The sequence below is a fragment of the Paenarthrobacter aurescens genome (assembly GCF_041549525.1).
Taxonomy (GTDB): domain Bacteria; phylum Actinomycetota; class Actinomycetes; order Actinomycetales; family Micrococcaceae; genus Arthrobacter; species Arthrobacter aurescens.
In genome coordinates, this window is sequence record NZ_CP157456.1 from 2,885,602 (window position 1) to 2,905,677 (window position 20,076).

The 20,076-nt window shown below is 61.7% G+C and carries 25 protein-coding genes, 1 tRNA gene and 1 pseudogene; 13 read left to right on the forward strand and 14 right to left on the reverse strand.

The genetic code is table 11. The features are described from left to right. Nucleotides 1-45: 45 nt before the first annotated feature. Nucleotides 46-981, reverse strand: coding sequence for an N-acetylglucosamine kinase (locus ABI796_RS13315; RefSeq protein ID WP_141285946.1), 936 nt, complete (start codon nt 979-981; stop codon nt 46-48). An 83-nt stretch (nt 982-1,064) separates the two neighbouring features. Here ABI796_RS13315 and ABI796_RS13320 point away from each other — a divergent pair. Then, nucleotides 1,065-1,982: pseudogene (locus ABI796_RS13320) on the forward strand (nitronate monooxygenase); the annotation flags it as partial. Here ABI796_RS13320 and ABI796_RS13325 read toward each other — a convergent pair. After that, nucleotides 1,918-3,003, reverse strand: coding sequence for a LysR family transcriptional regulator (locus ABI796_RS13325; protein WP_246095883.1), 1,086 nt, complete (start codon nt 3,001-3,003; stop codon nt 1,918-1,920). The pseudogene ABI796_RS13320 and the gene ABI796_RS13325 sit on opposite strands and share 65 nt — an antisense overlap. A gap of 99 nt (nt 3,004-3,102) precedes the next feature. Here ABI796_RS13325 and ABI796_RS13330 point away from each other — a divergent pair, with 99 nt between their 5' ends. From ABI796_RS13330 to ABI796_RS13340, 3 genes are read left to right on the forward strand one after another with little or no spacing between them, the layout of a single operon-like run. Beyond that, the gene (locus ABI796_RS13330; RefSeq protein ID WP_141285950.1) at nt 3,103-4,320 is read left to right on the forward strand and encodes an MFS transporter; all 1,218 of its coding nucleotides are present in this window, start codon (nt 3,103-3,105) and stop codon (nt 4,318-4,320) included. Nucleotides 4,321-4,363: 43 nt separating this feature from the next. Then, nucleotides 4,364-5,005 carry a TMEM175 family protein gene (locus ABI796_RS13335; RefSeq protein ID WP_141285952.1) on the forward strand — a complete coding sequence of 214 codons (642 nt, stop codon included), beginning with the start codon at nt 4,364-4,366 and terminating at the stop codon, nt 5,003-5,005. Nucleotides 5,006-5,059: 54 nt separating this feature from the next. Continuing rightward, a complete protein-coding gene (locus ABI796_RS13340; protein ID WP_141285954.1) occupies nt 5,060-5,572 on the forward strand; it encodes an Lrp/AsnC family transcriptional regulator in 513 nt (170 codons plus the stop codon). Nucleotides 5,573-5,582: 10 nt separating this feature from the next. Here the strand turns inward: ABI796_RS13340 and ABI796_RS13345 are convergent, their stop codons facing one another. Next, a complete protein-coding gene (locus ABI796_RS13345; protein WP_141285956.1) occupies nt 5,583-6,818 on the reverse strand; it encodes an MFS transporter in 1,236 nt (411 codons plus the stop codon). A gap of 156 nt (nt 6,819-6,974) precedes the next feature. On the opposite strand from ABI796_RS13345, the gene ABI796_RS13350 reads away from it, so the two are divergent. From ABI796_RS13350 to zapE, 4 genes are read left to right on the forward strand one after another with little or no spacing between them, the layout of a single operon-like run. Next, nucleotides 6,975-7,508, forward strand: coding sequence for an Lrp/AsnC family transcriptional regulator (locus ABI796_RS13350; RefSeq protein WP_141285958.1), 534 nt, complete (start codon nt 6,975-6,977; stop codon nt 7,506-7,508). Between the two features lie 19 nt (nt 7,509-7,527). Further along, nucleotides 7,528-7,953 carry a DUF1761 domain-containing protein gene (locus tag ABI796_RS13355; RefSeq protein WP_141285960.1) on the forward strand — a complete coding sequence of 142 codons (426 nt, stop codon included), beginning with the start codon at nt 7,528-7,530 and terminating at the stop codon, nt 7,951-7,953. A gap of 10 nt (nt 7,954-7,963) precedes the next feature. Continuing rightward, nucleotides 7,964-8,959 (forward strand): magnesium/cobalt transporter CorA, encoded by a 996-nt coding sequence (gene corA, locus ABI796_RS13360; protein WP_141285962.1) that lies wholly within the window; start codon nt 7,964-7,966, stop codon nt 8,957-8,959. After that, nucleotides 8,956-10,098, forward strand: coding sequence for a cell division protein ZapE (gene zapE / locus ABI796_RS13365; RefSeq protein ID WP_246095881.1), 1,143 nt, complete (start codon nt 8,956-8,958; stop codon nt 10,096-10,098). The genes corA and zapE overlap by 4 nt, the downstream gene beginning before the upstream one ends. Nucleotides 10,099-10,178: 80 nt before the next feature. Here zapE and ABI796_RS13370 read toward each other — a convergent pair whose 3' ends face one another. The 7 genes from ABI796_RS13370 to arr form a co-directional block, all read right to left on the reverse strand. Continuing rightward, nucleotides 10,179-10,709: a ferritin gene (locus tag ABI796_RS13370; RefSeq protein WP_141285964.1), complete on the reverse strand. Its 531-nt coding sequence runs from the start codon at nt 10,707-10,709 to the stop codon at nt 10,179-10,181. 54 nt (nt 10,710-10,763) lie between these two features. Next, complete coding sequence (crcB, locus tag ABI796_RS13375) at nt 10,764-11,135, reverse strand: fluoride efflux transporter CrcB (RefSeq protein ID WP_141285966.1); 372 nt, start codon at nt 11,133-11,135, stop codon at nt 10,764-10,766. Beyond that, entirely contained in the window at nt 11,132-11,575 is a 444-nt protein-coding gene (locus tag ABI796_RS13380) for a CrcB family protein (protein ID WP_141285968.1), read from the reverse strand. The genes crcB and ABI796_RS13380 overlap by 4 nt, the downstream gene beginning before the upstream one ends. Further along, nucleotides 11,562-12,083: a universal stress protein gene (locus ABI796_RS13385; protein WP_141285970.1), complete on the reverse strand. Its 522-nt coding sequence runs from the start codon at nt 12,081-12,083 to the stop codon at nt 11,562-11,564. Before ABI796_RS13385 ends, ABI796_RS13380 begins: the two co-directional genes overlap by 14 nt. 28 nt (nt 12,084-12,111) lie before the next feature. Next, nucleotides 12,112-13,815, reverse strand: coding sequence for an AarF/ABC1/UbiB kinase family protein (locus tag ABI796_RS13390; RefSeq protein WP_141285972.1), 1,704 nt, complete (start codon nt 13,813-13,815; stop codon nt 12,112-12,114). 5 nt (nt 13,816-13,820) lie between these two features. Continuing rightward, complete coding sequence (locus ABI796_RS13395) at nt 13,821-14,357, reverse strand: PadR family transcriptional regulator (protein WP_141285974.1); 537 nt, start codon at nt 14,355-14,357, stop codon at nt 13,821-13,823. Between the two features lie 347 nt (nt 14,358-14,704). Continuing rightward, on the reverse strand, nt 14,705-15,130 hold the full coding sequence (gene arr, locus ABI796_RS13400) for an NAD(+)--rifampin ADP-ribosyltransferase (RefSeq protein ID WP_141285976.1): 426 nt from the start codon (nt 15,128-15,130) through the stop codon (nt 14,705-14,707). Between the two features lie 52 nt (nt 15,131-15,182). Between arr and ABI796_RS13405 the strand changes: the two genes are divergently transcribed. The 5 genes from ABI796_RS13405 (at nt 15,183) to ABI796_RS13425 (ending at nt 18,196) form a co-directional block, all read left to right on the forward strand. After that, a complete protein-coding gene (locus ABI796_RS13405) occupies nt 15,183-15,611 on the forward strand; it encodes a GNAT family N-acetyltransferase (RefSeq protein WP_141285978.1) in 429 nt (142 codons plus the stop codon). A gap of 161 nt (nt 15,612-15,772) precedes the next feature. Next, nucleotides 15,773-16,381: a TasA family protein gene (locus ABI796_RS13410; RefSeq protein ID WP_344763160.1), complete on the forward strand. Its 609-nt coding sequence runs from the start codon at nt 15,773-15,775 to the stop codon at nt 16,379-16,381. A gap of 169 nt (nt 16,382-16,550) precedes the next feature. Beyond that, nucleotides 16,551-17,243: a signal peptidase I gene (locus ABI796_RS13415; RefSeq protein ID WP_141281520.1), complete on the forward strand. Its 693-nt coding sequence runs from the start codon at nt 16,551-16,553 to the stop codon at nt 17,241-17,243. Beyond that, a complete protein-coding gene (locus ABI796_RS13420; RefSeq protein ID WP_141281522.1) occupies nt 17,227-17,637 on the forward strand; it encodes an Hpt domain-containing protein in 411 nt (136 codons plus the stop codon). Before ABI796_RS13415 ends, ABI796_RS13420 begins: the two co-directional genes overlap by 17 nt. Before the next feature lie 70 nt (nt 17,638-17,707). Next, nucleotides 17,708-18,196, forward strand: coding sequence for a hypothetical protein (locus tag ABI796_RS13425; RefSeq protein ID WP_141281524.1), 489 nt, complete (start codon nt 17,708-17,710; stop codon nt 18,194-18,196). Nucleotides 18,197-18,242: 46 nt separating this feature from the next. Here the strand turns inward: ABI796_RS13425 and ABI796_RS13430 are convergent. The 4 genes from ABI796_RS13430 to ABI796_RS13445 form a co-directional block, all read right to left on the reverse strand. Continuing rightward, nucleotides 18,243-18,315: transfer RNA gene (locus tag ABI796_RS13430), tRNA-Ala, on the reverse strand. 37 nt (nt 18,316-18,352) lie between these two features. After that, nucleotides 18,353-18,841: a hypothetical protein gene (locus tag ABI796_RS13435; RefSeq protein ID WP_246095678.1), complete on the reverse strand. Its 489-nt coding sequence runs from the start codon at nt 18,839-18,841 to the stop codon at nt 18,353-18,355. Continuing rightward, nucleotides 18,811-19,152, reverse strand: a complete 342-nt coding sequence (locus ABI796_RS13440; RefSeq protein WP_246095679.1) for an SDR family oxidoreductase — start codon at nt 19,150-19,152, stop codon at nt 18,811-18,813. Before ABI796_RS13440 ends, ABI796_RS13435 begins: the two co-directional genes overlap by 31 nt. Before the next feature lie 6 nt (nt 19,153-19,158). After that, entirely contained in the window at nt 19,159-20,049 is an 891-nt protein-coding gene (locus tag ABI796_RS13445; protein ID WP_141281882.1) for a hypothetical protein, read from the reverse strand. Nucleotides 20,050-20,076 lie beyond the last annotated feature (27 nt).

Here is a 20,076-nt window from a genome sequence, read left to right on the forward strand (position 1 = left end):
CCCTAAAGAGGCCCCTTTGAGGGCATTAGGTGTACAAAAACGCGGCTAGGGGCGCTGCTCTGCCACCAAACGCGGAACACCGAAGACGGGATCCTGCTGGAGGATGCGCACATCAGTGATGCCGCTTTCGGCCAGTTTGGCTTTGAATGCCTCCTGAAGCCGCGGGACGTTCATGCCGAGACCGCTTCCCAGGATCACCGGGCCCTCCAGTCCCAGTTGGCGGATGGTTTGTTCGGCGAGGTCAGCGAGGTCGCGGCCCGCCTGCTTCACCAAAGCCATGCTGGTTTCATCGCCGGAATCGGCCGCTTCCACCACCAACCTGGCTTGCTGCGCCCAGTAACGGCGGCCGGTGTCCGGTGAATGGAACAGTGCTATCAGCTTGCCGGGTTCTTCCACACCCACCGAATCCAACAGTGCGCGGCTGAGCTGATCAGGCTCCAAACCCTGGTTCATCCGGCGCAGGCTATGGCGGACAGCCTCGCGCCCCAGCCAGTAGCCGCTTCCTTCGTCACCCAACAGATAGCCCCAGCCGCCCGCCCGGGCTTCCTGGCCGGCGTCGTTCTTTCCCCATGCGGCCGAACCTGTGCCGGCAATGACCGCCACTCCCGTGCTCGCGCCCCCGGCTGCCAGTAACAGGCGTGAATCGTGAACCACAGTGATGTGCGCGCCAGGGGCATGGGGTGCAATGAGATCCGCGAGCGCCTGGGCGTCTTCGTCCGTATCGATCCCACCGGCACCGGCATAGACCTGATCAACATGGCCGCCACCGATTTTGCCGAACAGCTCACGAAGGTTCGCTGCGGCCTGCTCCCGGCTGACATTCTGAACATTTGAGCTGCCTGCGCTCTCATCGCGGACCGGCATTCCGTTTTCGAACCGGACGCCGCGGGTTTTGGTGCCGCCGATGTCGAGCCCTATGACGGTGCCGCTCACGGTCAACGGCTGGGCGTGGGAATGCTGGGCAGAGTCAGGATTGTTCACCGTGAAAGACTAGCTTGGAGCGTCCGGAGGAGAAACCGCACATGCCCGAATCCTTATTTGGTACACCGTTTATTGCAGCTCCCATGGCCGGCGGAACGTCCACACCGGCGTTGGTGAAGGCAGTTCATGAGGGCGGCGGGCTGGGATTCATAGCCGCCGGCTACAAAAACCCCGAAGCCATGATTGCCGAAATAGCTGCCACGCGGGAACTCAAGGTCCCGTTCGGCATGAATGTGTTCGTACCGGATGCACGTCAACTCCCGCCAGATCCTGAAGCCCGCGAGGAGATTGAGGCATACCGGGCCGAATTGGAACCTGAAGCGGCCCGCTACGGCGTGACCATTCCTCCCCTGCGGCTCGATGACGATGACGCGTGGCAGGACAAGATTGACGCCCTGCTGGCCGATCCCGTGGAGTTCGTGAGTTTCGCTTTCGGGCTGCCGGGCAAACCGGTGGTTGACGCCCTGCGCAAGGCGGGCAGCCGCGTCATTTGCAGTGTTACCGGCGTGGAGGAAGCTCTTGCTGCTGTGGAGCAGGCTCCTGATGCCATCGCTGTGCAGCACAGCTCCGCAGGAGGTCACACGGCTGCTTTCCTGCCCGCCGGGCGGGGACCAGCACCCCGGACGACGGCGGAGCTTGTTGCCCAGGTGCGCACCGTCGTCGAACTTCCCCTCATAGCGGCAGGAGCGATCACGGACAGCGCTTCGCTTCGCGATGTCCTGGCGGCAGGAGCGGTAGCCGCGCAGGTGGGTACTGCGTTGGTTCGCACGGAAGAGAGCGGCGCACGGAAGGTGCACAAGGATGCGCTGGGCGATCCTGCCTTCACGGAGACGGCCATGACCCGGGCATTCACCGGACGGTGGGCGCGTTCACTGGTCAACGATTTCGTTCGGGACCACCGTGACGCACCGGAGGGTTATCCTGCCATTCACCATCTCACCAGCGGTGTCCGGGCTGCAGCTTCTGCTGCCGGAGATCCCCATCGCCTGAATCTATGGGCAGGGACCGGGTGGCAGCAGGCAAGGACCGGATCAGCGTCCGAGGTAGTCCGGGAGTTCCTGAACGGGCTCTGACGAGCTCAGCGAGCAAGTCCTCCCCTTGGTTGGCTACGAGTTCGCGGAAAAGTTTCACCGCATCCGGCTCGAAGCTTCGCTCCCGCCAGGCGATACCAATTTGCCGGAACGCCAAATCCGATTCGATGGCCACTTCAACGAGCCCGAGTTCGGCCTTCGGAAGGAACTGTCCCGTCCCTGATCCGGGTCCTGCCGGCGGCAGGATGCTGAACCCCAACCCGGCTGAGACCAGGCCCCGGGCGGAGGTTGACTCCTGGACTTCAAAAGCGATGCGGGGGCGGAAGCCTGCTTCGCGCAAAAGGGCCTCCCCCAGTGCCCGCAGGCCCACTCCCTCGGGAAGGGTGATGTAAGGGTCATGCCGGAGCTCGGAGAGGTGCACGGTGGACCGTTCGGCCAAGGGATGCCGGTAGTGAAGCACGGCACGCAACGGTTCACGGTACAGCGGCATGGCATGGATGCCGCGCCCCTCCGGCGCGATGGGTGCCGTGAGGGCAAAGTCCATGTCCCCGGCGGCCAGTTGTGCCAGGCATTCGTCCCGTGGGCCCTGCCAGAGTTCGAAAACAGTGTGCGGGTGGCGGGCCCGGAAGGCGCTGATGAGCAGGGGCAACGTCGCCTCGCCGAAAGTGTGCTGGAACGAGACCCCAATGCGCCCCCGGACCACATCCGATTCGTGCCGAACCCTGTCCAACCCGGCCTGAAAATCCTGCAGTGCTGCCTCGATATAGGGCAGCAACGTCCTGGCTGCAGGTGTCAGCCGGATCCCCCTGCCATCCCGGATCAGCAGGTCCATGCCCACTATGGCGCTCGCCCTGGCCACAGCCCGGCTGACCGTTGACTGGGGAACGCCGAGGATATCCGCGGTTTCAGTCATGTGTTCGGTCCGGCCGAGTTCTGCCAGGACCGGCAACAGCGGGAGCAGTTGAACGAGTTGATGATGATCCGGCTCCATGGCGTTCCTTCGGCTGGCGATCAATTCATGCACTAACGCATCAATCGTAAGCGACCTATGCATTGGAACAGGGAGTTGCCTCCGTCCTAGTCTGGCTCGGTGAGCAAAGCAACTAGGCACGCCCCCACCGATTCCTGGGCCGGGCATGTCAAAGGGACCCGCGGCTACAGCCGGGTGCTGGCCGCGCTGGCCCTCGCCGGCGTCGCCACGTTCGCCCAGTTGTACTCCACCCAAGCGGTCCTTCCACTCATGGCATCGGAGCTGCAGATCACGGCCGCCGAAGCCGCTTTGAGTATTTCCCTGGCCACGGTTGGCCTTGCCGCTACCGTACTTCCATGGTCTTTCCTGGCGGACAGGATCGGCCGGGTCCGCGCCATGGCAATCGGCATTGCCGTGGCCACCGTGGTGGGATTGCTGGTGCCTCTTGCACCCACCGTGCCCGTGCTGTTGGGACTGCGGACCTTGGAAGGCATGGCATTGGGCGGCATCCCCGCAATCGCCATCGCGTATCTGAATGAGGAAGTCACCAAAGTCCACACAGCTCTGGCGGCCGGGACATACGTTGCCGGAACTACCTTGGGTGGATTAGCGGGCCGTTTGGTGGCCGGACCGGTGGGTGAACTGTGGGGCTGGCGGGCGGCAACGTTGGCAGTATCCCTGCTGGCCACGGTCTCCGCTGTATTGTTCCTGGTGATCGTTCCAAAACAACGTCGCTTCAGCCCGGCACCAGCACTGGGATTTCGCGGAGCTTGCCGGACCTTGGGTGGGCACGCCGGAAATCCCAAACTCCTGGCGCTGTACCTCCAGGCGTTCCTGCTCATGGGTGGCTTTGTTGCCGTCTATAACTACCTTGGCTTCCGATTGCATGCTGAACCTTTCGCTCTTCCTGCCACCGTTGTCAGCCTCATTTTCCTGGCCTACTTGTCCGGAACCGTGAGTTCGCGGTGGGCCGCGGGGCTGACCACCAGGTTTGGCCGCCGGAACGTCCTGGTGGCGGGCATCGCCATCATGTCCGCAGGTTTAGCCATGACGTTGCTGGAAAACCTGGCCGCAACTTTGTCCGGGCTGGTGATCTTCACCGGGGGCTTCTTCGCCGCCCACAGCGTCGGTTCAGGATGGACCGGAGCCATTGCCACCTCAGGCCGCGCACAGGCAGCATCGCTGTACAACCTGTCCTACTACCTGGGCTCCAGCGTCATCGGCTGGGCCGGGGGTCTGGCTTTTCAGGCGTTCGGCTGGACGGCCTTGGCACTAAGCGTGATCGCACTGTCATGCACGACGGCGGCCGTCACCTTGATAGTTCACCGCTCGCCGTAGATCTCCTGCTGATTTACCCCGGACTGCCCCTACAATCGGAGGCATGGCACAGGTCACGAAAGCCCGGGAATTGTCGTCCCCGGAACGTGTACAGGCTTTTACGGATGCAGTTGTGGCGATCGCCCTGACTTTGTTGATCCTGCCGCTCATGGAGAGCGTGGGGGAACTGGCCGACCACAATGGCACTACGGCCCAGTGGTTGGCCGAGGAACAGTTTGCCCTGCTGGGCTTCGGTTTAAGCTTTATCCTGATCGCTGTGTTCTGGGTGCACCACCACAAGATTTTCCGCAGCGTCAAGCGCGTGGACCCGGGCCTGCTGTGGTTGACGGTGGCATGGATGTTCACCATTGTGGTGATGCCGGTGGCAACCTCGCTCTCTACCCAGTTGGAATCGGATTGGGCCCAGCCCCTGGTCTACATAGGGACGTTGTTCGCCACCAGCCTGATGCTTCTTCTGACACGCTCCTATCTGCGTTCCCACCCCGATCTCCACGAGATGTCTGACGATGACGCAGTGATGGGCATCCGGGCGAGCTGGATCGTTTCCGGGCTCTTCCTTGCTGCACTGGTCCTGGCGGTCGCCATTCCCGGGGCAGGTAATTGGCCACTGCTGTTGATGTTGCTCAGCGAGCCGCTGCAGCGCTTTGACCGGAGACGGATTCGCCGGAGTTCCGCAATACGATAGTCACCTGAAGAATTGACCGCATAGGATGGATGGAAGGCAATTTCAGGAGGATCCGTGACCAACCCCACGAAGAATGTTCGGTCAAGCGCCGGCAGCGCAGAGCCGCTGGACGCGATCGATGAACGGATTCTCGCCGCGCTGGTGGACGATGCCCGCATTTCCAACAAGCAGTTGGCTGAACTCGTGGGAATTGCACCTTCCACGGCCCTGATGCGCACCAGGGCGCTCTCCGAACGCGGAATCATTGAGGGCTTCGAAGCGGTGTTGAGCCTGCCGGCAATCGGCCGCTCTGTACAAGCACTCATTGCTGTACGCCTGCGCGCCCATGACCGGGATCAGATTGACCGCTTCACCGCACGGGTTCCCAAGCTTCCGGCGGTCATTTCCACGTTCCACACCACCGGCTCAGTGGACTATCTTCTCCACATCGCCGTAGCCAACACGGATGACCTCCGCAACTGGCTCCTTGACAACCTCGCCACCGATCCTGTGGTGGGTCACACGGAAACCACCATGGTCTTCCAACACATTCCCGGCAACCGGGGACCCCTTCCCGAGAACGACTAAACGCCGTTGATCAGGAGCGCAGGGCGCCATGCAGTGATACTGCTGCCAGCGATAGCGCTGCGACGCCGCACAAGGCAGTGAACAGCACGACGGCGGCCTGCAGGCCAAGTGCCGTCACGGCAAATCCCAGCCCAATCACCGGGACAGCGCTACCCAGATAGGTGATGACGTACACGGTGCTGATGACTTGGGCATGGCGGGCTGCTTCCACTTTGCCGGCAACCTCGTTGAATACCTGCTGGAAGGCGATTCCCTGGCCTATCCCTGCCGTGATGCTGGCAGCGACAAGCAACCATGGGCTGGACCACGCTGCCGCGGCTCCCACCAGGACCACCGAGACACCCAGCACGCCAAGTGAGACAGGAACAAGCAGGCGTCCGCGGACGCCCAGCAGCTGGCTCAGGGCGGAAGCTCCCAGAGTGATGCCGGCAAGCAGGCCGATCAGCGGCCTCGAATCAGCGTGGACCACAGTAGCGAAATAGCTCGGGGCCAAGGACAGGCAGAAGCCAAACACCGCGAAACTCAGGAAGCCGGTAGCGGCAGCCATCCAGAACGCTCCCCGCGCGTCACGGGAGACGGAGGGCTTCCGCGGCGCAAGGACCTTGAGGGGCCTGGGCCCTGCCGCGGGGGCGATGGCGGGCCTGGCTTTGAGGAGCCACAGCGGAACAAGGGCCGCTACCAATACCGCCGAATGGATGTAATACGGGGTGCGGGTGGGGTCCGGCAGGAGTGACAAGAGGCCACCAATTGCCGGGCCGGCGGCTACACCTCCGGCTGAGGAAAGCAGCGTAAAACGGGAGGCCCAGTCCGGCCGTTGGGGAAGCAGTTCGCGCAGCGCCGCCGAGCTGGCTCCGGTGGCCAGGCCTACGGCCACACCCTGCAGCGCCCTTCCCAGGGACAACGTCACAAGCGAGTCGGCATTGGCGAAGATCACTCCGCCTATCAAACCGACGAACACAGCCAGCACCAGCGCGGCCCGCCGCCCGATGTGGTCCGACCAGTGCCCTGCCACCATGAGAACTGCAACCAACGCCAGGACGTAGCTGGAGAAAGCGACGGTGACGCCCAGTGAGGACATGCCCAGCCTGGCTTGGAGCAAGGGATACAAGGGTGTGGCGAGGTTCGCACCAACCAGAAGTGTAAAGATCACTACCCCGGCCAGGACCAACCTGGCGGTGGTGGAGGCATCCCATCCCCAGCGCTCGGCGGTAACCGGACGCATGCGGAGTTCGCTCAAGACAGTCATTTCATTGCCTTCGGGCTCGGTGGCCGGGCTGCTGGTTTCCTTGTGGGAAGAACAACCGGCGCTAACTATTGATGGCAACAGAATGCAATAGGGCTGCGCTCAAAGAGCTATGGGAATGTAAGAATTGAGCAAAATACTCAAAGTAGTGCGAGCCACATGAGCTGGAGTGACCATTTGAACACGCTGGACCCCATGGACCTGAAGATCCTGTTGGAACTCATCAAGGACCCCCGCATGCAGATCGCCGAATTGAGTGATGCCCTGGGGATTGCACGCAACACCGCTCAGAGCCGGGTGAAGCGCCTTCTCCGGTCCGGAGTCCTTCATGCAGCAGGGCGGGAAGTGGACCTCGAAAAGGTGGGCTACGACGTCGTCGCCTTCGTCACCATTGAAGTCACCCACCGCGAGCTCGACGGCGTTATTGGCGCCTTGCGCCTGATCCCCCAGGTATTGGAGGTCCACGAAATTTCCGGCCGGGGTGACCTGTGGTGCCGGGTAGTAGCAACCGACACCCACAACCTGCAATCAGCATTGCGTTCCGTTCTGCGCACCAAGGGCGTCATCAGGACCGAAACCGTCCTGGCCCTGCACACCCATATCCCCTACCGCACCGAGCCACTGATTGGCCGAATGGCAGCAACACCAACACGGTCCCGGCCGGAGGGCAGAAGCACGGGGACCGACGCCTGAGCGCATTAGGCTTTTAGGCATGGATTGGCTCTCACACATCTCCCAGATCAACTGGCTCGCCGTACTTTTGGCTTTCGTTTCAACCATGGTGATCGGCTTCGTCTGGTACATGCCGGCCGTACTTGGCCGCCGGTGGATGCAGGCAATCGGCAAAACCGAAGACGACCTCAAGAACATTGAAGGCGGAGCGGGGATTTGGGTTCCCATGATGGTGGCAGCAGCGGTGACCAGCGTCCTCCTCGCAGTCCTCATCAGCGCCCTGGACCTCAACACTTTCCTTGCCGGCGGCTTCTTCGCGCTGATCCTCGCCTTGGTATTTCGCGCAGGCGGCCACGTCATCCACAACGGCTTCGCCGGTCGTCCAACCGCGGTGACCCTGATCGACTCCGGCCACGACCTCGTGGCAATGACCGTCGCGGGCGCCATCATCGGAGCCATGCAGTAGCGTTCAACCAGTGACCATCATTGATAACGCCGTATATGTGGACGGCGTCCGCACTGCCACCCCGCACACCCTCGAGCAAACCTTTGAGACGCTGGCGGAACATGGTGGCATGGCCTGGATCGGCCTGTACCGTCCCACCAAGGACGAAATGACTGCCGTTGCCCAGGAGTTCGGGCTTCACGAACTTGCCGTAGAGGACGCCGTCTCAGCTCACCAGCGGCCCAAGCTTGAGCGCTACGACCACAACCTCTTTACAGTCCTGCGGCCCGCGCGCTACCTGGACGAGACCGAAACAGTGGAATTCGGCGAACTCCACGTTTTCACGGGACCGAACTTTGTAGTGACCATCCGGCACGCCGAGACCGGTGGCGTGGCTCGTGTGCGCAAACGGCTGGAAGAGCGCCCGGACCTCCTCCGCCATGGTCCGGAGGCCGTGCTCTACGCCCTCCTGGACCAGGTGGTGGACGACTACGCACCAGTGGTTGCAGGACTGGAAAACGACATTGACGAGATTGAGGACCAGCTCTTCAGCGGTGACAGCGCGGTTTCACGCCGTATCTATGAGCTGGCCCGTGAAGTCATACAGTTCCAGCGTGCCATCCACCCCCTGCCTGACATGATGGTGCTGCTGGAAAAGGGCTTCGAAAAATATGGCGTGGACATTGAGCTCCAGCGCTCGCTCCGCGACGTCGAGGACCACGTACAGCGGGTGATTTCCAGGGCAAACTCTTTCCGGGACCTCCTCCAAAATGCGCTCACCCTTGACGGCACGCTGACAGCCAACCGGCAGAATGAGGCCAGCGCGGCGCAAAACGAGCAAGTCAAAAAGATCTCCTCCTGGGCAGCCATCCTCTTTGCACCTTCCTTCGTGGCAGGTGTCTACGGTATGAACTTTGACCACATGCCCGAGCTGCACTGGGACTTCGGTTATCCGCTCGCGGTAGGACTCATGTTCGGCGCTGCCTTGCTCATGTACGTCATCTTCAAGCGAAAAGGCTGGCTGTGACGCCTTCCTTGGGACGTCCCCGCAGTCAACGGGACACCATGAGGGCTCTGCTCGAAGGCATGGCGTACGACGCCGGGCGGTCAGGTTTTGAACTTGCTGCAAGTCAGCGTCAAGCAGCTGAGCGGTTGGCCACCTTTGGCGCACAGGTGACCGGCCGCCGTCGGGCGCTTCTGCGGAAGTCGCCAAGAAGCCTTTACTTTTACGGACCTGTAGGCCGCGGAAAGACCTGGCTGATGGACAGCTTCTACGCAAGGCTCAGGGCACGCAAACGGCGCGTCCACTTCCACGACTTTTTCCGCAGCCTTCACGGCGGCACCCAAGGGTGGGAATCCGGAAACGGCACAGCTATCCAGCAATCGGTGGACGGGCTGCTGGACGGTGTTGACGTATTGTTCTTTGACGAGTTCCATGTCCACGACATCGGCGACGGCATGTTCATCTCCCGGCTGCTCCGGACCGCCGCACAGCGCCGCATTTCCCTGGTGGTCACCTCCAACTACGCCCCGGACGAGCTCCTGCCCAACCCTCTCTGGCATGATCATTTCCTGCCCACCATCGAGGCCATCAAGGACATGATGGATGTGGTGGAGATCGATGGTTCCACGGATTTTCGTCGTTACCCGGCGGCAGGAACAGAGCCTGGGACCGGTGCCTTCAGATCGGGGCGCATCATTTCCCCGGGCACGCCCGGGCAGCTGGGCCGCCTGGGTCTCTTCCGGCCAGTGCCATCCCAAAGCCGTGTGGTTCAGCCGACAACCCAGCCGATAGTGGTCAAGAACTCCGATCCGGATGTTCTGTGGGTCAGTTTTGAGGAACTGTGTGACGGGCTGACATCGACGTCTGACTTCCTGGCGCTGGCTGAAACGTTCACGACGTGGGTCATAGACGATGTCCCTTCCCCCACGGAAGGTGATGCTGCATCCGCGCCGGCTTGGCAGCGGTTCAGCAACGTGGTGGATGTGCTCTACGACCAGGACATCACCCTGTTCCTGATCAGCACCGAACCACTGAATTGGGACACAGAGACGAGCCGGAACGTGCTGCCCGTGGATCTCGCCCGCATCGCCAGCCGCCTGTCCATGCTGCTTCCCTCCCCACCGGATGAGAACCTTGAACGCGAAAAGGCCGCCGGAAGCTAAGCTTCCAACGGCCTTTTGAGGCTGGTGGCCCTTGTATTGCTGTTAGATGGCGGTATTGCAGGTAGATGACGGTATTGCAGTTAGATGACGCCGCCGGCAGCGGAGGGAGCGCTGGTGTCGTTTCCACCATCGCCCACAGTTTCGCGGGCTACGTAATTCTCAATATCGAAGAGGTTCTCTGCCCGCTCGGTGATGTTCAGCAATGTGGTCATGGACGCCACTTCCTCAACCTGCTCCTTCAGGAACCACAACATGAACTGCTCACCCAGGGCATCACCCTCAGCACGGGCAACGCGGAACATCTCCTCAATGTTGCGGGTGACTTCCTTCTCCTGCTCCAAGGCGAGCGCAATGGGTTCCTTGGCGTTGGTGAAGTTGTTGCGAACAGGGGCGATGCCCGGAATCTCAACGTGGACGTTGCGGTCCAGCATGTACTGGACCATCATCATGGCGTGGTTGCGCTCCTCGAGCGACTGGCGGTAGAAGTGACGGGCCAGCTGCGGGAGGTCCTCGCCATCAAAGTACACAGCCACTGCAATGTATTGCTGGGAGGCTGCAAACTCATTGGCAACCTGGGCGGACAACAGCTCATTGAAAGTCTTCTTAGCCATGGCTCGATCCTACAGGCGGGGCATGACACTTCCGTTGGTGAGCTTGACCACTCTTCACGGCAGCAGCAGGCCAACCCCCACGCCGGCCGTAGCTGAAAGAACGCTCGCTGCCATTGAACCCAATCCGTTGATGAGGGCCAACCCCGTCCGCCCGCTTTGAATCAACCGGATGGTCTCCAGGCTCGCTGTACTGAAGGTGGTGTAGCCGCCAAGGAAACCCGTCCCCAAGATCAGGAAAACGGACTCCGACGCACGTCCCCTCATTACCGCTCCGGCAAGAACCCCCAGGGCAAAGGAACCGGTGATATTGATCAGGATGGTGCCCCACGGCAGGGCGGTCTTGAAGCGCTGCCGAATCGCGCCGTCCACCACGAAGCGGGCCACTGCGCCGATTCCTCCGGCGAGCGCGAGGAGTATCACCGTCACAGCTGCCCTCCGGTAACGCGCCGGTGCTGCCAGGCCCCCAACCAGATGCCTGCGGTGGCGGCGGCGGCCCCGCCGAACAAGCTCGCAGCCAAATACCCGGCGGCTCCGGGTACGGCACCGGCCATCAAAAGATGGACCGCATCCAAAGCCAAGGTGCTGTACGTTGTGAAAGCTCCCAGGAATCCTGTGCCCAAGGCGAGCCGAAGAACCCGCCGGGTGCCGGCGTCGGGCCCCCTGCGGGAGAGTCCTTCCAGCAGGAGACCCAACGCCAGGGCGCCTGAGAGGTTGATGATCAAAGTCGGCAGAGGCCAGGCACCTGGAGCCGGAATGACCAGCCCGAGGCCGTGGCGGGCCAGCGCTCCAAAAACGCCGCCAGCCGCAACGATCCCAATGAGGTGCCAGCGAAAGTGAAGGGGACGTTTTACCTCAGTAGTCGTCATCGTCGTCCGGGACCCGGGGGTTCACGGGGACAACCAAAACCGGCAGATCCTGCCGATGGGACAGGCGCCGGGCCACGGAACCTGCGGTCATTTCTTTGAGCGCAGCGGTCAGCTTGTGCTCGCGCGTGCCCACAACAATCATGGAGGCACCAATGCTCCCTGCTTCGCGTGCCAGGGCGTGCGCCGGCTCCCCTGCGAGCGGCACGATGCTCCACTCAATCTCGCGGCCGGAAAGCTGTTCGGCAAGGGTTACCTTCAGGGCATCGGGGATCCCTTGAGCGCCATCAACGCCGTCCGGGTCGATCGGCGCAGCCGGCCCTCCGGTTGTTCCATCCACGGGATACACCGTGGCATCGGCATAGGCGCAAACAAGCCGGAGGCCCGCTCCGGCGGCAATCCGGGCCGCCTGCTCCACCACCACCGGCTGCTGCCCGGGCATCACACCCACCAGGATGGGGCCGGACATCTTGCCGGAGGCTTCGGGATGGGGCGCTGGGGTCTCAGTCACAGCGCAATTCTACGACGACCCTGAAAGCTCATTGCGTTCCACGCCCGGGCCACAGACCGTAGAGCAGCGGAACCGCCGATGCGATCATGACCAAGTTGCCCAGCACAAGGTCCTCGGACCGAATCACAGATCCGGCAACCAGCAGTGCTGCGAAAACCACTGCTGCTACTGCTCGGCGGACCAAAACGATGAGCCGGGACATCTGGCGTTCCAAACGACGGTTGGATACCTGGAGTGTTCCGTCTTCGAACCGGGTCACCAGACCGTCAAGCCGCTTCGGCAAGCGCAAAGCGACCGTGGCGGCGTCGAACGCCTGACCCGCCAGGTCAGAGACGAGGTTGCCGCGCTCGTCCCGCAGCAGCTGTGCTGCATAGGGTTCCACCGAATCCCACAGGTTGAAGCGGGCATCCAGCGAGCTGCATACCCCGGATGTCAGTGACATGGCGCGGATGATGAGCAGGAAATTCTCCGGTAACTGGAATGGCAGCGACCTGATGACGTTGCCGAATTCTGCCCCGAAATCGCGGAACTCCCGTGGGTCCACGTCACGAAGTTCTGCGAAACCCATGCCACCAAAGCGTGCGAAGAGTCCCGTCATGGCCCGCTCCAGCTCAGCCGTGTCAGCCGAGGGCATCAAGACACCCACATCGCTGATGGCGGCCACAAGGCCCTTTCCATCCCGGGAGGCCGCCGCGATCAAGAGCTTCCGCAGCCCGCTCCTGGTCTTGGCCGGAACCTCACCCATCATGCCGAAATCGATGAACGTCAGTTTCCAGGGGCGTTCCGCCGACGTGGAATCGGGCGTGACAAAGATATTCCCAGGGTGGGGATCGGCGTGGAAGAAGCCCTTTGTGAACAACTGGTCAAACATCACGGACGCAAATACCGGGGCAACTGACCCCGGATCAATTCCAGCCATGCGGAGGGACTCAGCATCGGTGATCTTGATGGCGGTGACGTCTTCCAAGGTGAGCACGCGGCGTGTAGTCCGCTCCCAGACCACACCCGGAACCGTCACTCTGTCGTCGTCAGCAAAGTCAGCCGCAAAACGCTCCGAATTTGCGGCCTCATTGAGGTAATCGATCTCCTCAAGGCTGGTTTGTGCGAACTCCTTGATCAGTGCGGGCACGTCGGCACGGTTTGAGACGATGCGGATACGGCTGAGCCAGCCTCCCACGCGTCGCAGAGCAGCGAGATCGACGTCCACGATGGTATCGATGCCGGGCCTTTGTACTTTGAAAACAACACTGCTGAGGCCAGTATCCTCAGCTACGCCGGGGAGGAGCTTTGCCCGGTGCGCCTGCCCAAGGGACGCTGCCGCTATGGGCGTCTCCTCAATTGACGCAAAGACAGCTTCCAGGGGTGCCCCGAGCTCCGCCTCGGCAAGAGTCCTGATGGCAGGGAAAGGAACGGGCGGCACCTCGTCCTGGAGGCCTTCGAGTTCAGCGGTGATCTCAGGCGGAAGAACATCCAGCCTGGATGACATAAACTGGCCCACCTTGATCATCAAGCCGCCGAGCTCCACAGCAAGGTCATGGAACCGCCTGGCAAAGCGTTGCATCCTCCGGGCGCGGTTACGCTCGGTCAATCTTCGCAAGCCCACACGAGGCAGGAACAGCTCGAACCACCAGGTCACCAGCAAATGCCATGCGGCGAACCTGAGTATGCGTCGGTAACGGGCGCGGGCTTGCCCGGCCAAGGAATCCGTATGGTCGCCTCGAAGCGACGTCACGCCCTTCAGTCCTGGGCGAGGATCGAATACAGCCTGCGACGTGCCTCTTCCAGCACTGTCACGGCCTCATGCACCTGCTTTGGGGTACCAGTGCGGCCCACTTGTGCCGCGGCTTGGGCAAGTTCCACCCCGGCCTTGGGCAGTGCGGCGAAACCAGGGGTGTTACCGGCGGATTCCCACGGCGCTGCAGTTTCGGCGCTTGCAACGTCCTCCCGTCCAGCCTCGGTGAGGGAGTAGATTTTGCGGCCATTGGATTCTTCGGTACTGACAAAACCTTCGTCCGCCAGCAGCTGAAGCGTGGGATATACCGAGCCGGCGCTGGGCTTCCAACTTCCGCCGCTGCGCTCCTCGATTTCACGGATGATCTGGTATCCGTGCATTGGACGCTCAGCAAGTAGGGCCAATATGGCTGTCCTCAACTCACCCCGGCCCGCCCTGGTACCGGCACGCTTTTCAAACCGCGACCGGAACTCCTCCACGGCCTGCCACATGCCATCCAGGTTGTTTCCCATGAATCCATTTGCAGGGAAAGAATTATGCATCAAGCTCACCTCGGTATGTCGCGAACGATACTGAACGATACTTAACGATATACCTGTTTGCTTCCCCGCAACAATGGCCCTCCTGCGCAGGGCCGGACAGCACTTCTGGGTGATGCCGTCCGGCCCCTGCCGCGGATCCTTGGGGCAGCTCCGGCGAACGAGGGGGGTCATCGGCCGGTGCGTGGATCCGCTGGCTCCAGTAAAAGCCAGCCGGCAAGGAGGCGCACGAGTAGTTGGTACTCGAGTTTTGTAGACCCGCCGGCAAGTACTACTTGGCTGTTTGGAGTGATCTTCCCGGCGACGGCCTGTGCGGCATGGCCAGACAGCCGGGCAGCGGAGCCGCCTCGTCAGTTGATGATTTCTCCGCGTTCGTCCGCAGCAATTGCCGCAAGACGTACCCGCCATTCCTGCAGGGCGTCCGGAGCCAAACGAGTCCAATCGGTCACTTCACCGATGACTCTGAGCGGGGCGCCGCTGCGAAACGACCGCGTAGGGTTGCCGGGAAATTTTTTGTCCGTCACGTTGGGGTCATCCTCGAACGCACCGGTGGGCTCAACGAGGTAGACGCGCGGTTGGCCATCACCGGCCGCGAGCTCGGCGGCCAAACCTGCCCCATCCCGAAGAGCTGTGAAGTAGATATGGTTCACCACCACCTCAGGACGGTAGTTGGACCTGAAGCCTGGGCTAAGGAAGTCGCCTTCCCGAAGGTCCGCCTTCGTGCCGTGATAAAAAGGACCCTCGTCCAGTGGCTTAGGTACTTGTGGTTGGCTCACAGCTTCAGCTTAGTTGCAGGTTCATGCGCGCTAATCGTGCAAGGCTGTCCCAATGTCTGCATTCACATTTTCAACACATGGAACGGTAGTTGAGGCGGAGCTCCTCTCCCTCTACACATCGGTGGGTTGGTCCGCCTACACCAACCGCCCAAGCGTTCTTGCCCAAGCGATCAGGAACTCTTCACTAGTGGTGGTGGCCCGAAACCAAGAAGGCGCATTAGTGGGCTTGGCTCGGGCTATTTCAGACGATGCCAGCATTGCCTACGTTCAAGACATTCTCGTCAGGCCTGAGTTCCAAAATAAAGGTGTTGGGCGAGCCCTTTTCAGCCGTGTTCAAGAAAGATACCGGCACGTGCGGCAGTTCGTCCTCATCACTGACGATGAACCCGGACAACGGGCCTTCTACGAAGCGATGGGGCTTAAGGAGGGCGCCGACTTCGAGGCGGGGCCTGTGCGGGTATTTGCCGAATTCCGCTCCTAGGTTGGCTTGCGGGAGTCTTGAGGTTTTCCTGAGGCAGTGTTGACCGTTCACAGGATTTGTTCTTGATCCACGCCCGGCACAGTAGAACCTGTCAGCCAGAGAGGCTGGAAAAGAACGGCCGGCCGGTCTCACGGTGGCCTCCCGAAAGGAAACTGATCCTCATGGCCATCAGCCTCAAAACCACCTCCGGCAAAATCCTCGCCTCCGTCGCACTGGTCGGCACCGCAGCCGCCGTGGCCGGCATGGGCACCTACGGCGCGTTCACGTCCTCCACCTCCGCCTCCCAGGCAGTCACCGCAGGCACCGTCACCATCGCCCTGGGCGCACCCGGACCGGCCAACACCCTCAACGTCCCCGTCGCGGGCCTGCTGCCCGGAGACAAGGTCGAAAAACTCGTCACCCTGGCCAACACCGGCAACTCAGACCTGAACAACGTCACCCTCACCACCTCCGCCGGGGCCACCGGCTCCCTGCTCACCACCGACGCCACCAACGGCCTGCAACTGACCATCGAAAACTGCAGTGTGGCCTGGACCGGTGCCACCGCACCCTACAACTGCACCGGCACCCGCAGCACCGTCCTGGCCTCCGGACCCGTGATCGCAGCGAACAAAGCCCTGGCCAACCTCACCTCACTGACCTCGGCCAAAACCGACAACCTCAAAGTCACCACCGCGTTCCCCACCACCGCGAACAACGACTTCCAAGGCGCCACCTCCACCATCGCCTTCGCCTTCACCGGCACCCAACGCACCGAAACCACCAAATAAGCAACAAGGGAGCCGAAAAGCTCCCCCATAGCCCCGGGGGCCGGCCCGTTTGCCCTTCAGGCCGGTCCCCGGCCCATTTCCTGAGCAAGTCTTGAGGCCGCACCGCAGCAAGCCTTGAGTTTGTCCGGACAGACTAAAGCACAACAAACCATAGAAAGGAACGCCAGGCATGAGCGCACTGAGCACCATCTCCACCCCAGCCGCCCACGGCCGGCGTTCCGCCGCGCAGTCCCCCGAGACCGCCGCTGTGAAGCAGCCCGCAGCGGCCACAACTTCATCCCATGACAAGCCGGGCGCATTCCGCCGGGTAGCCGGCAAAGTCGTCAGGGGCATCGGCGTGGGCATGCTGGTCCTGGGCGCCGTGATTTTCCTGTTCCTCGCGATAGGACCGCGGATTCTTGGCTACCAGACCTCAACCATGTTGACCGGATCCATGGCGCCGCTGATCAACCCGGGAGACGTCGTCGTCACCGTCCCCACCCCCATAAATGACATCAAAGTGGGCGACGTCATTACCTACCACATCCCCGTCGAGGATCAACGGGTGGAAACCCACCGCATCACGGACATCACCACCACTGCCGACGGGGGCGTGGCAGTCCAGACCAAAGGCGACGCCAATAACGGCATCGACCCCTGGATCGCCACTCTTCAGGGCCAAACCGTGGACAAGCAAGTAGCCACCATCCCGTACGTAGGCAATGCCATCCGCACGCTCCGCGAACCCATGGTCATGAACACCCTGATGTACGGTGCCCCCGCAATCCTGGTGATCGGGATGCTCGCCTCCATCTGGACCAAAGATCCCAATAAATCAACGCCGGAAAACACCGCAGGGGCCGGGGATGAAGCCGCCGCGTAGCTCCGCCACCGGCGATTGGGACCTGGGCCGAATCCAGTCCCTTGCTGACGAGCTTGGAAACCCGAGGCCGGCGTTGCGGTTCTTGGCAAAGTACTTCTCAATGCTCCCGCAGCGGGTGGAAAGGATTGTCCACGCAGTTGATGACGGCGATGCCTCAGAGACCACAACGGCACTTCTTAGCCTGAAGATCAGCTCCGCCATGGTGGGTGCGCTGGAAACGGAGCACCAGTGCCGGGCCATGGAATCCATGATCCGGGAAAACCACTTCGAGGACGCGGCCCAAGCACTTCCGGCTTTGCGGCAAACAACGGACCGCTGCCTCGCCTCACGGTCCAACCTCATACGGGCAGCACACGCCTCACTGAACCGGCCCGGTGGGTTCTTCCGTTCTTGAGCAGACCTTGAGTGTTCACCGAGGTCATTCCTGAGACCCGTTGGGCAGACTTGGAACAGAACATCGGGCTATGGAAACGGGGATCAAGGACATGCAGGGCAAGGGCTTCATCTGGCAGGTACCAGCCATCATCCTGGCTGCAGTACTCCTCTTGATGTCCGTCCAGGTTTCGCCCGCACATGCCTCGTTCAGTGACACCGACACAGGAGCCATGGCCATGACCGCCGCACGCATCCCCGCCCCGGCAGCCAACACCGTGGCCGTGACCAAGAGCTGCGATTCGTTTCTCTGGTTCGGCCAAGCCAAAATCAGCGTCAGCAGCTTCACGGCCGTTGCCTTCGCCAACTATCACGAGTTGAAGGTCATCGACCCGGACGGCGTGGTGCAGTTCACCGGTGACATGAGCAAGAGTTCGGGGCGATCATACAGCTCAGGAATCCAGAATTCCGCGAATTTGTCCGGTACCTGGACCTACCAAATCCGCGGATACTACAAGGTTCCCAACTCCACCAATTCCTGGGCGGGTCAGCCCCTTACCGGCACGTTGAACTGCCAATAAACCGCAGAAGGTGAGCTGGGATTCCGGAGACCCGTCCTAAAAAATGTGGAGCTAAGGAGATTCGAACTCCTGACCTCTTCGATGCGAACGAAGCGCTCTACCAACTGAGCTATAGCCCCTGGATCGAGCCTCATGGGCCCGGCCAGTGTCCTTAGGCTACAAACTTTCCCTGCGCTTTTCCAACCAAGACACGAACCTCTCCTTGCCGTACGGCTGCTCCGCAGTCAGATTGTGTCCGGCACGAAGAAAGGCACCCAAGGAACCAGGTAAAGGCAGCTGAATAATTTTTCCCCGCGCGCCCGTAGTCGTCTTCCATAACTCCGCCATCTGCCGCATGGAGAGGGTCTGTGGTCCCGCTATGGTCATCATGCGATGCATTCCCGGCTCCGAGTCATCCACCGCCGCCTGAAGCAAGGCACCGGCAACATCCACAGGTGAAATCGACTGAAAGCTGACACCTCTGAACGTTGGGACCAGCCGAACTTTGGCTCCAGCGGCGAAGATCATAGCTACCAAGCCATGGAATTGGGTAGATCTGACCCCAACGGTTTGCAGAGGAGCCTCGGCGTACTTCCGTTCCTTGGCAGCCTTGGAGGCGTAGAAAGCGGAAGAAGTCAGGTCGCAGTTGATGATGGACAGTGCCACCGCCCTGCCAACCCCTGCAAGGTGAGCAGCGGCGAGAAGCAGCCACCGCCGTCGGCGAACTGCTTTTGGGCTTTGCCGGATTGTCCCTCGAGGCAATCAATAACGACGTCGGCGCCCGCCAGTGCGTCCGGCAATCCATCCCCAGTGGTGACGTCGCCGGCAAAGTACGTTGCGCCGTCGTCGCGCTTCACCGAGCCTGGCGTTGGTACATGACGGCTGAGGACAGAAACCTTGTGACCCGCTGCCACTGCCAGCCGGACAACTTCACGACCCACCTGGCCTGTGCCACCGGCAACGCAAATGGCTGTCATTGCCTATTAGGCGCGGCGGCGCTGCAGGACATCGTCCAAGTTGCTCAGGGCGCTATGACCCTTGGCCGTCGCCATGACGGAAGTTACTGCCTCAGCCTGCTCGACGTTCTGCTTCAGCACCGGCTTACCAACGGGCTTTGGTGCCTCAGGCAGGTCCAGGGGAACGGGTGCTGGACGTGGCGCCTTGGCGGCGGCGACGTACGTAGGCTTGGGGACCTCCACAGGCTGCCAGCTGGCGCCCTTGGAGTCGTTGACTGCGTGAGCTGATTTATCTCCCGCGGCCACAGCAACAGCCAGCGCTGCCTCCCGCAACTCAACGGCGGACAACCGTGCAGCCTCGCGGCTGGTGGCCTCGGCGTCGAAAACCGCGGTCTCCTTCGCCTCCACCACCGGCTCCTTGGGCAAGTAGCGCGCAGGTGTAGGAATAGGCGCGGCCTGAGCGGCACGGCGCGCCCTGCGTTCACGGAGGTCCCTCAGGGCAAGCTTACGCAGGGTCACCACGGCAAGTACCGCGCCGACGAAGGCCACCAACGGCAACCACACCGAGCCGACACCCAAGATTCTTAGAACTCCGGAAACTGCTGCCGTGACCAAGAGGGCAAGGCCCGCCAAAGCCAGCGTGAGCCGGGCATACCGGATAGTGAAAGGCGTAGGGTGCGCCTTCGGCAATGAGGGCTCCACCTTTGGGGAATCCTGGGGCGAAGCCGGTGCTTTGCTGTGCATGGTCTCCATTGGTTTCTCCTGCTGAGGTGCCAAGGTCAGTACCACCCCTGCCTGCTTTTCGTCTGGTTCGTCATCAAAAGCCTCTGCTGGAACAGCGGCCGTTTGGACTTGTTGCCGCCTGTTCCGCAGAACATAAGGCGCCACCCAGACCATCCACAGCGCAACAGTGACCACAAGTATCACTGAGCTGCTGAGAGGGAA

Excerpts from the sequence above, each read along its gene's own strand:
- ABI796_RS13325 (WP_246095883.1), bottom strand. The coding sequence starts at position 3,003 with ATGGAGCCGGATCATCATCAACTCGTTCAACTGCTCCCGCTGTTGCCG.
- ABI796_RS13335 (WP_141285952.1), top strand. The coding sequence starts at position 4,364 with ATGGCACAGGTCACGAAAGCCCGGGAATTGTCGTCCCCGGAACGTGTA.
- ABI796_RS13345 (WP_141285956.1), bottom strand. The coding sequence starts at position 6,818 with ATGACTGTCTTGAGCGAACTCCGCATGCGTCCGGTTACCGCCGAGCGC.
- ABI796_RS13350 (WP_141285958.1), top strand. The coding sequence starts at position 6,975 with ATGAGCTGGAGTGACCATTTGAACACGCTGGACCCCATGGACCTGAAG.
- ABI796_RS13355 (WP_141285960.1), top strand. The coding sequence starts at position 7,528 with ATGGATTGGCTCTCACACATCTCCCAGATCAACTGGCTCGCCGTACTT.
- ABI796_RS13370 (WP_141285964.1), bottom strand. The coding sequence starts at position 10,709 with ATGGCTAAGAAGACTTTCAATGAGCTGTTGTCCGCCCAGGTTGCCAAT.
- ABI796_RS13380 (WP_141285968.1), bottom strand. The coding sequence starts at position 11,575 with ATGACGACTACTGAGGTAAAACGTCCCCTTCACTTTCGCTGGCACCTC.
- ABI796_RS13395 (WP_141285974.1), bottom strand. The coding sequence starts at position 14,357 with ATGCATAATTCTTTCCCTGCAAATGGATTCATGGGAAACAACCTGGAT.
- ABI796_RS13405 (WP_141285978.1), top strand. The coding sequence starts at position 15,183 with ATGTCTGCATTCACATTTTCAACACATGGAACGGTAGTTGAGGCGGAG.
- ABI796_RS13410 (WP_344763160.1), top strand. The coding sequence starts at position 15,773 with ATGGCCATCAGCCTCAAAACCACCTCCGGCAAAATCCTCGCCTCCGTC.
- ABI796_RS13415 (WP_141281520.1), top strand. The coding sequence starts at position 16,551 with ATGAGCGCACTGAGCACCATCTCCACCCCAGCCGCCCACGGCCGGCGT.
- ABI796_RS13420 (WP_141281522.1), top strand. The coding sequence starts at position 17,227 with ATGAAGCCGCCGCGTAGCTCCGCCACCGGCGATTGGGACCTGGGCCGA.
- ABI796_RS13425 (WP_141281524.1), top strand. The coding sequence starts at position 17,708 with ATGGAAACGGGGATCAAGGACATGCAGGGCAAGGGCTTCATCTGGCAG.
- ABI796_RS13440 (WP_246095679.1), bottom strand. The coding sequence starts at position 19,152 with ATGACAGCCATTTGCGTTGCCGGTGGCACAGGCCAGGTGGGTCGTGAA.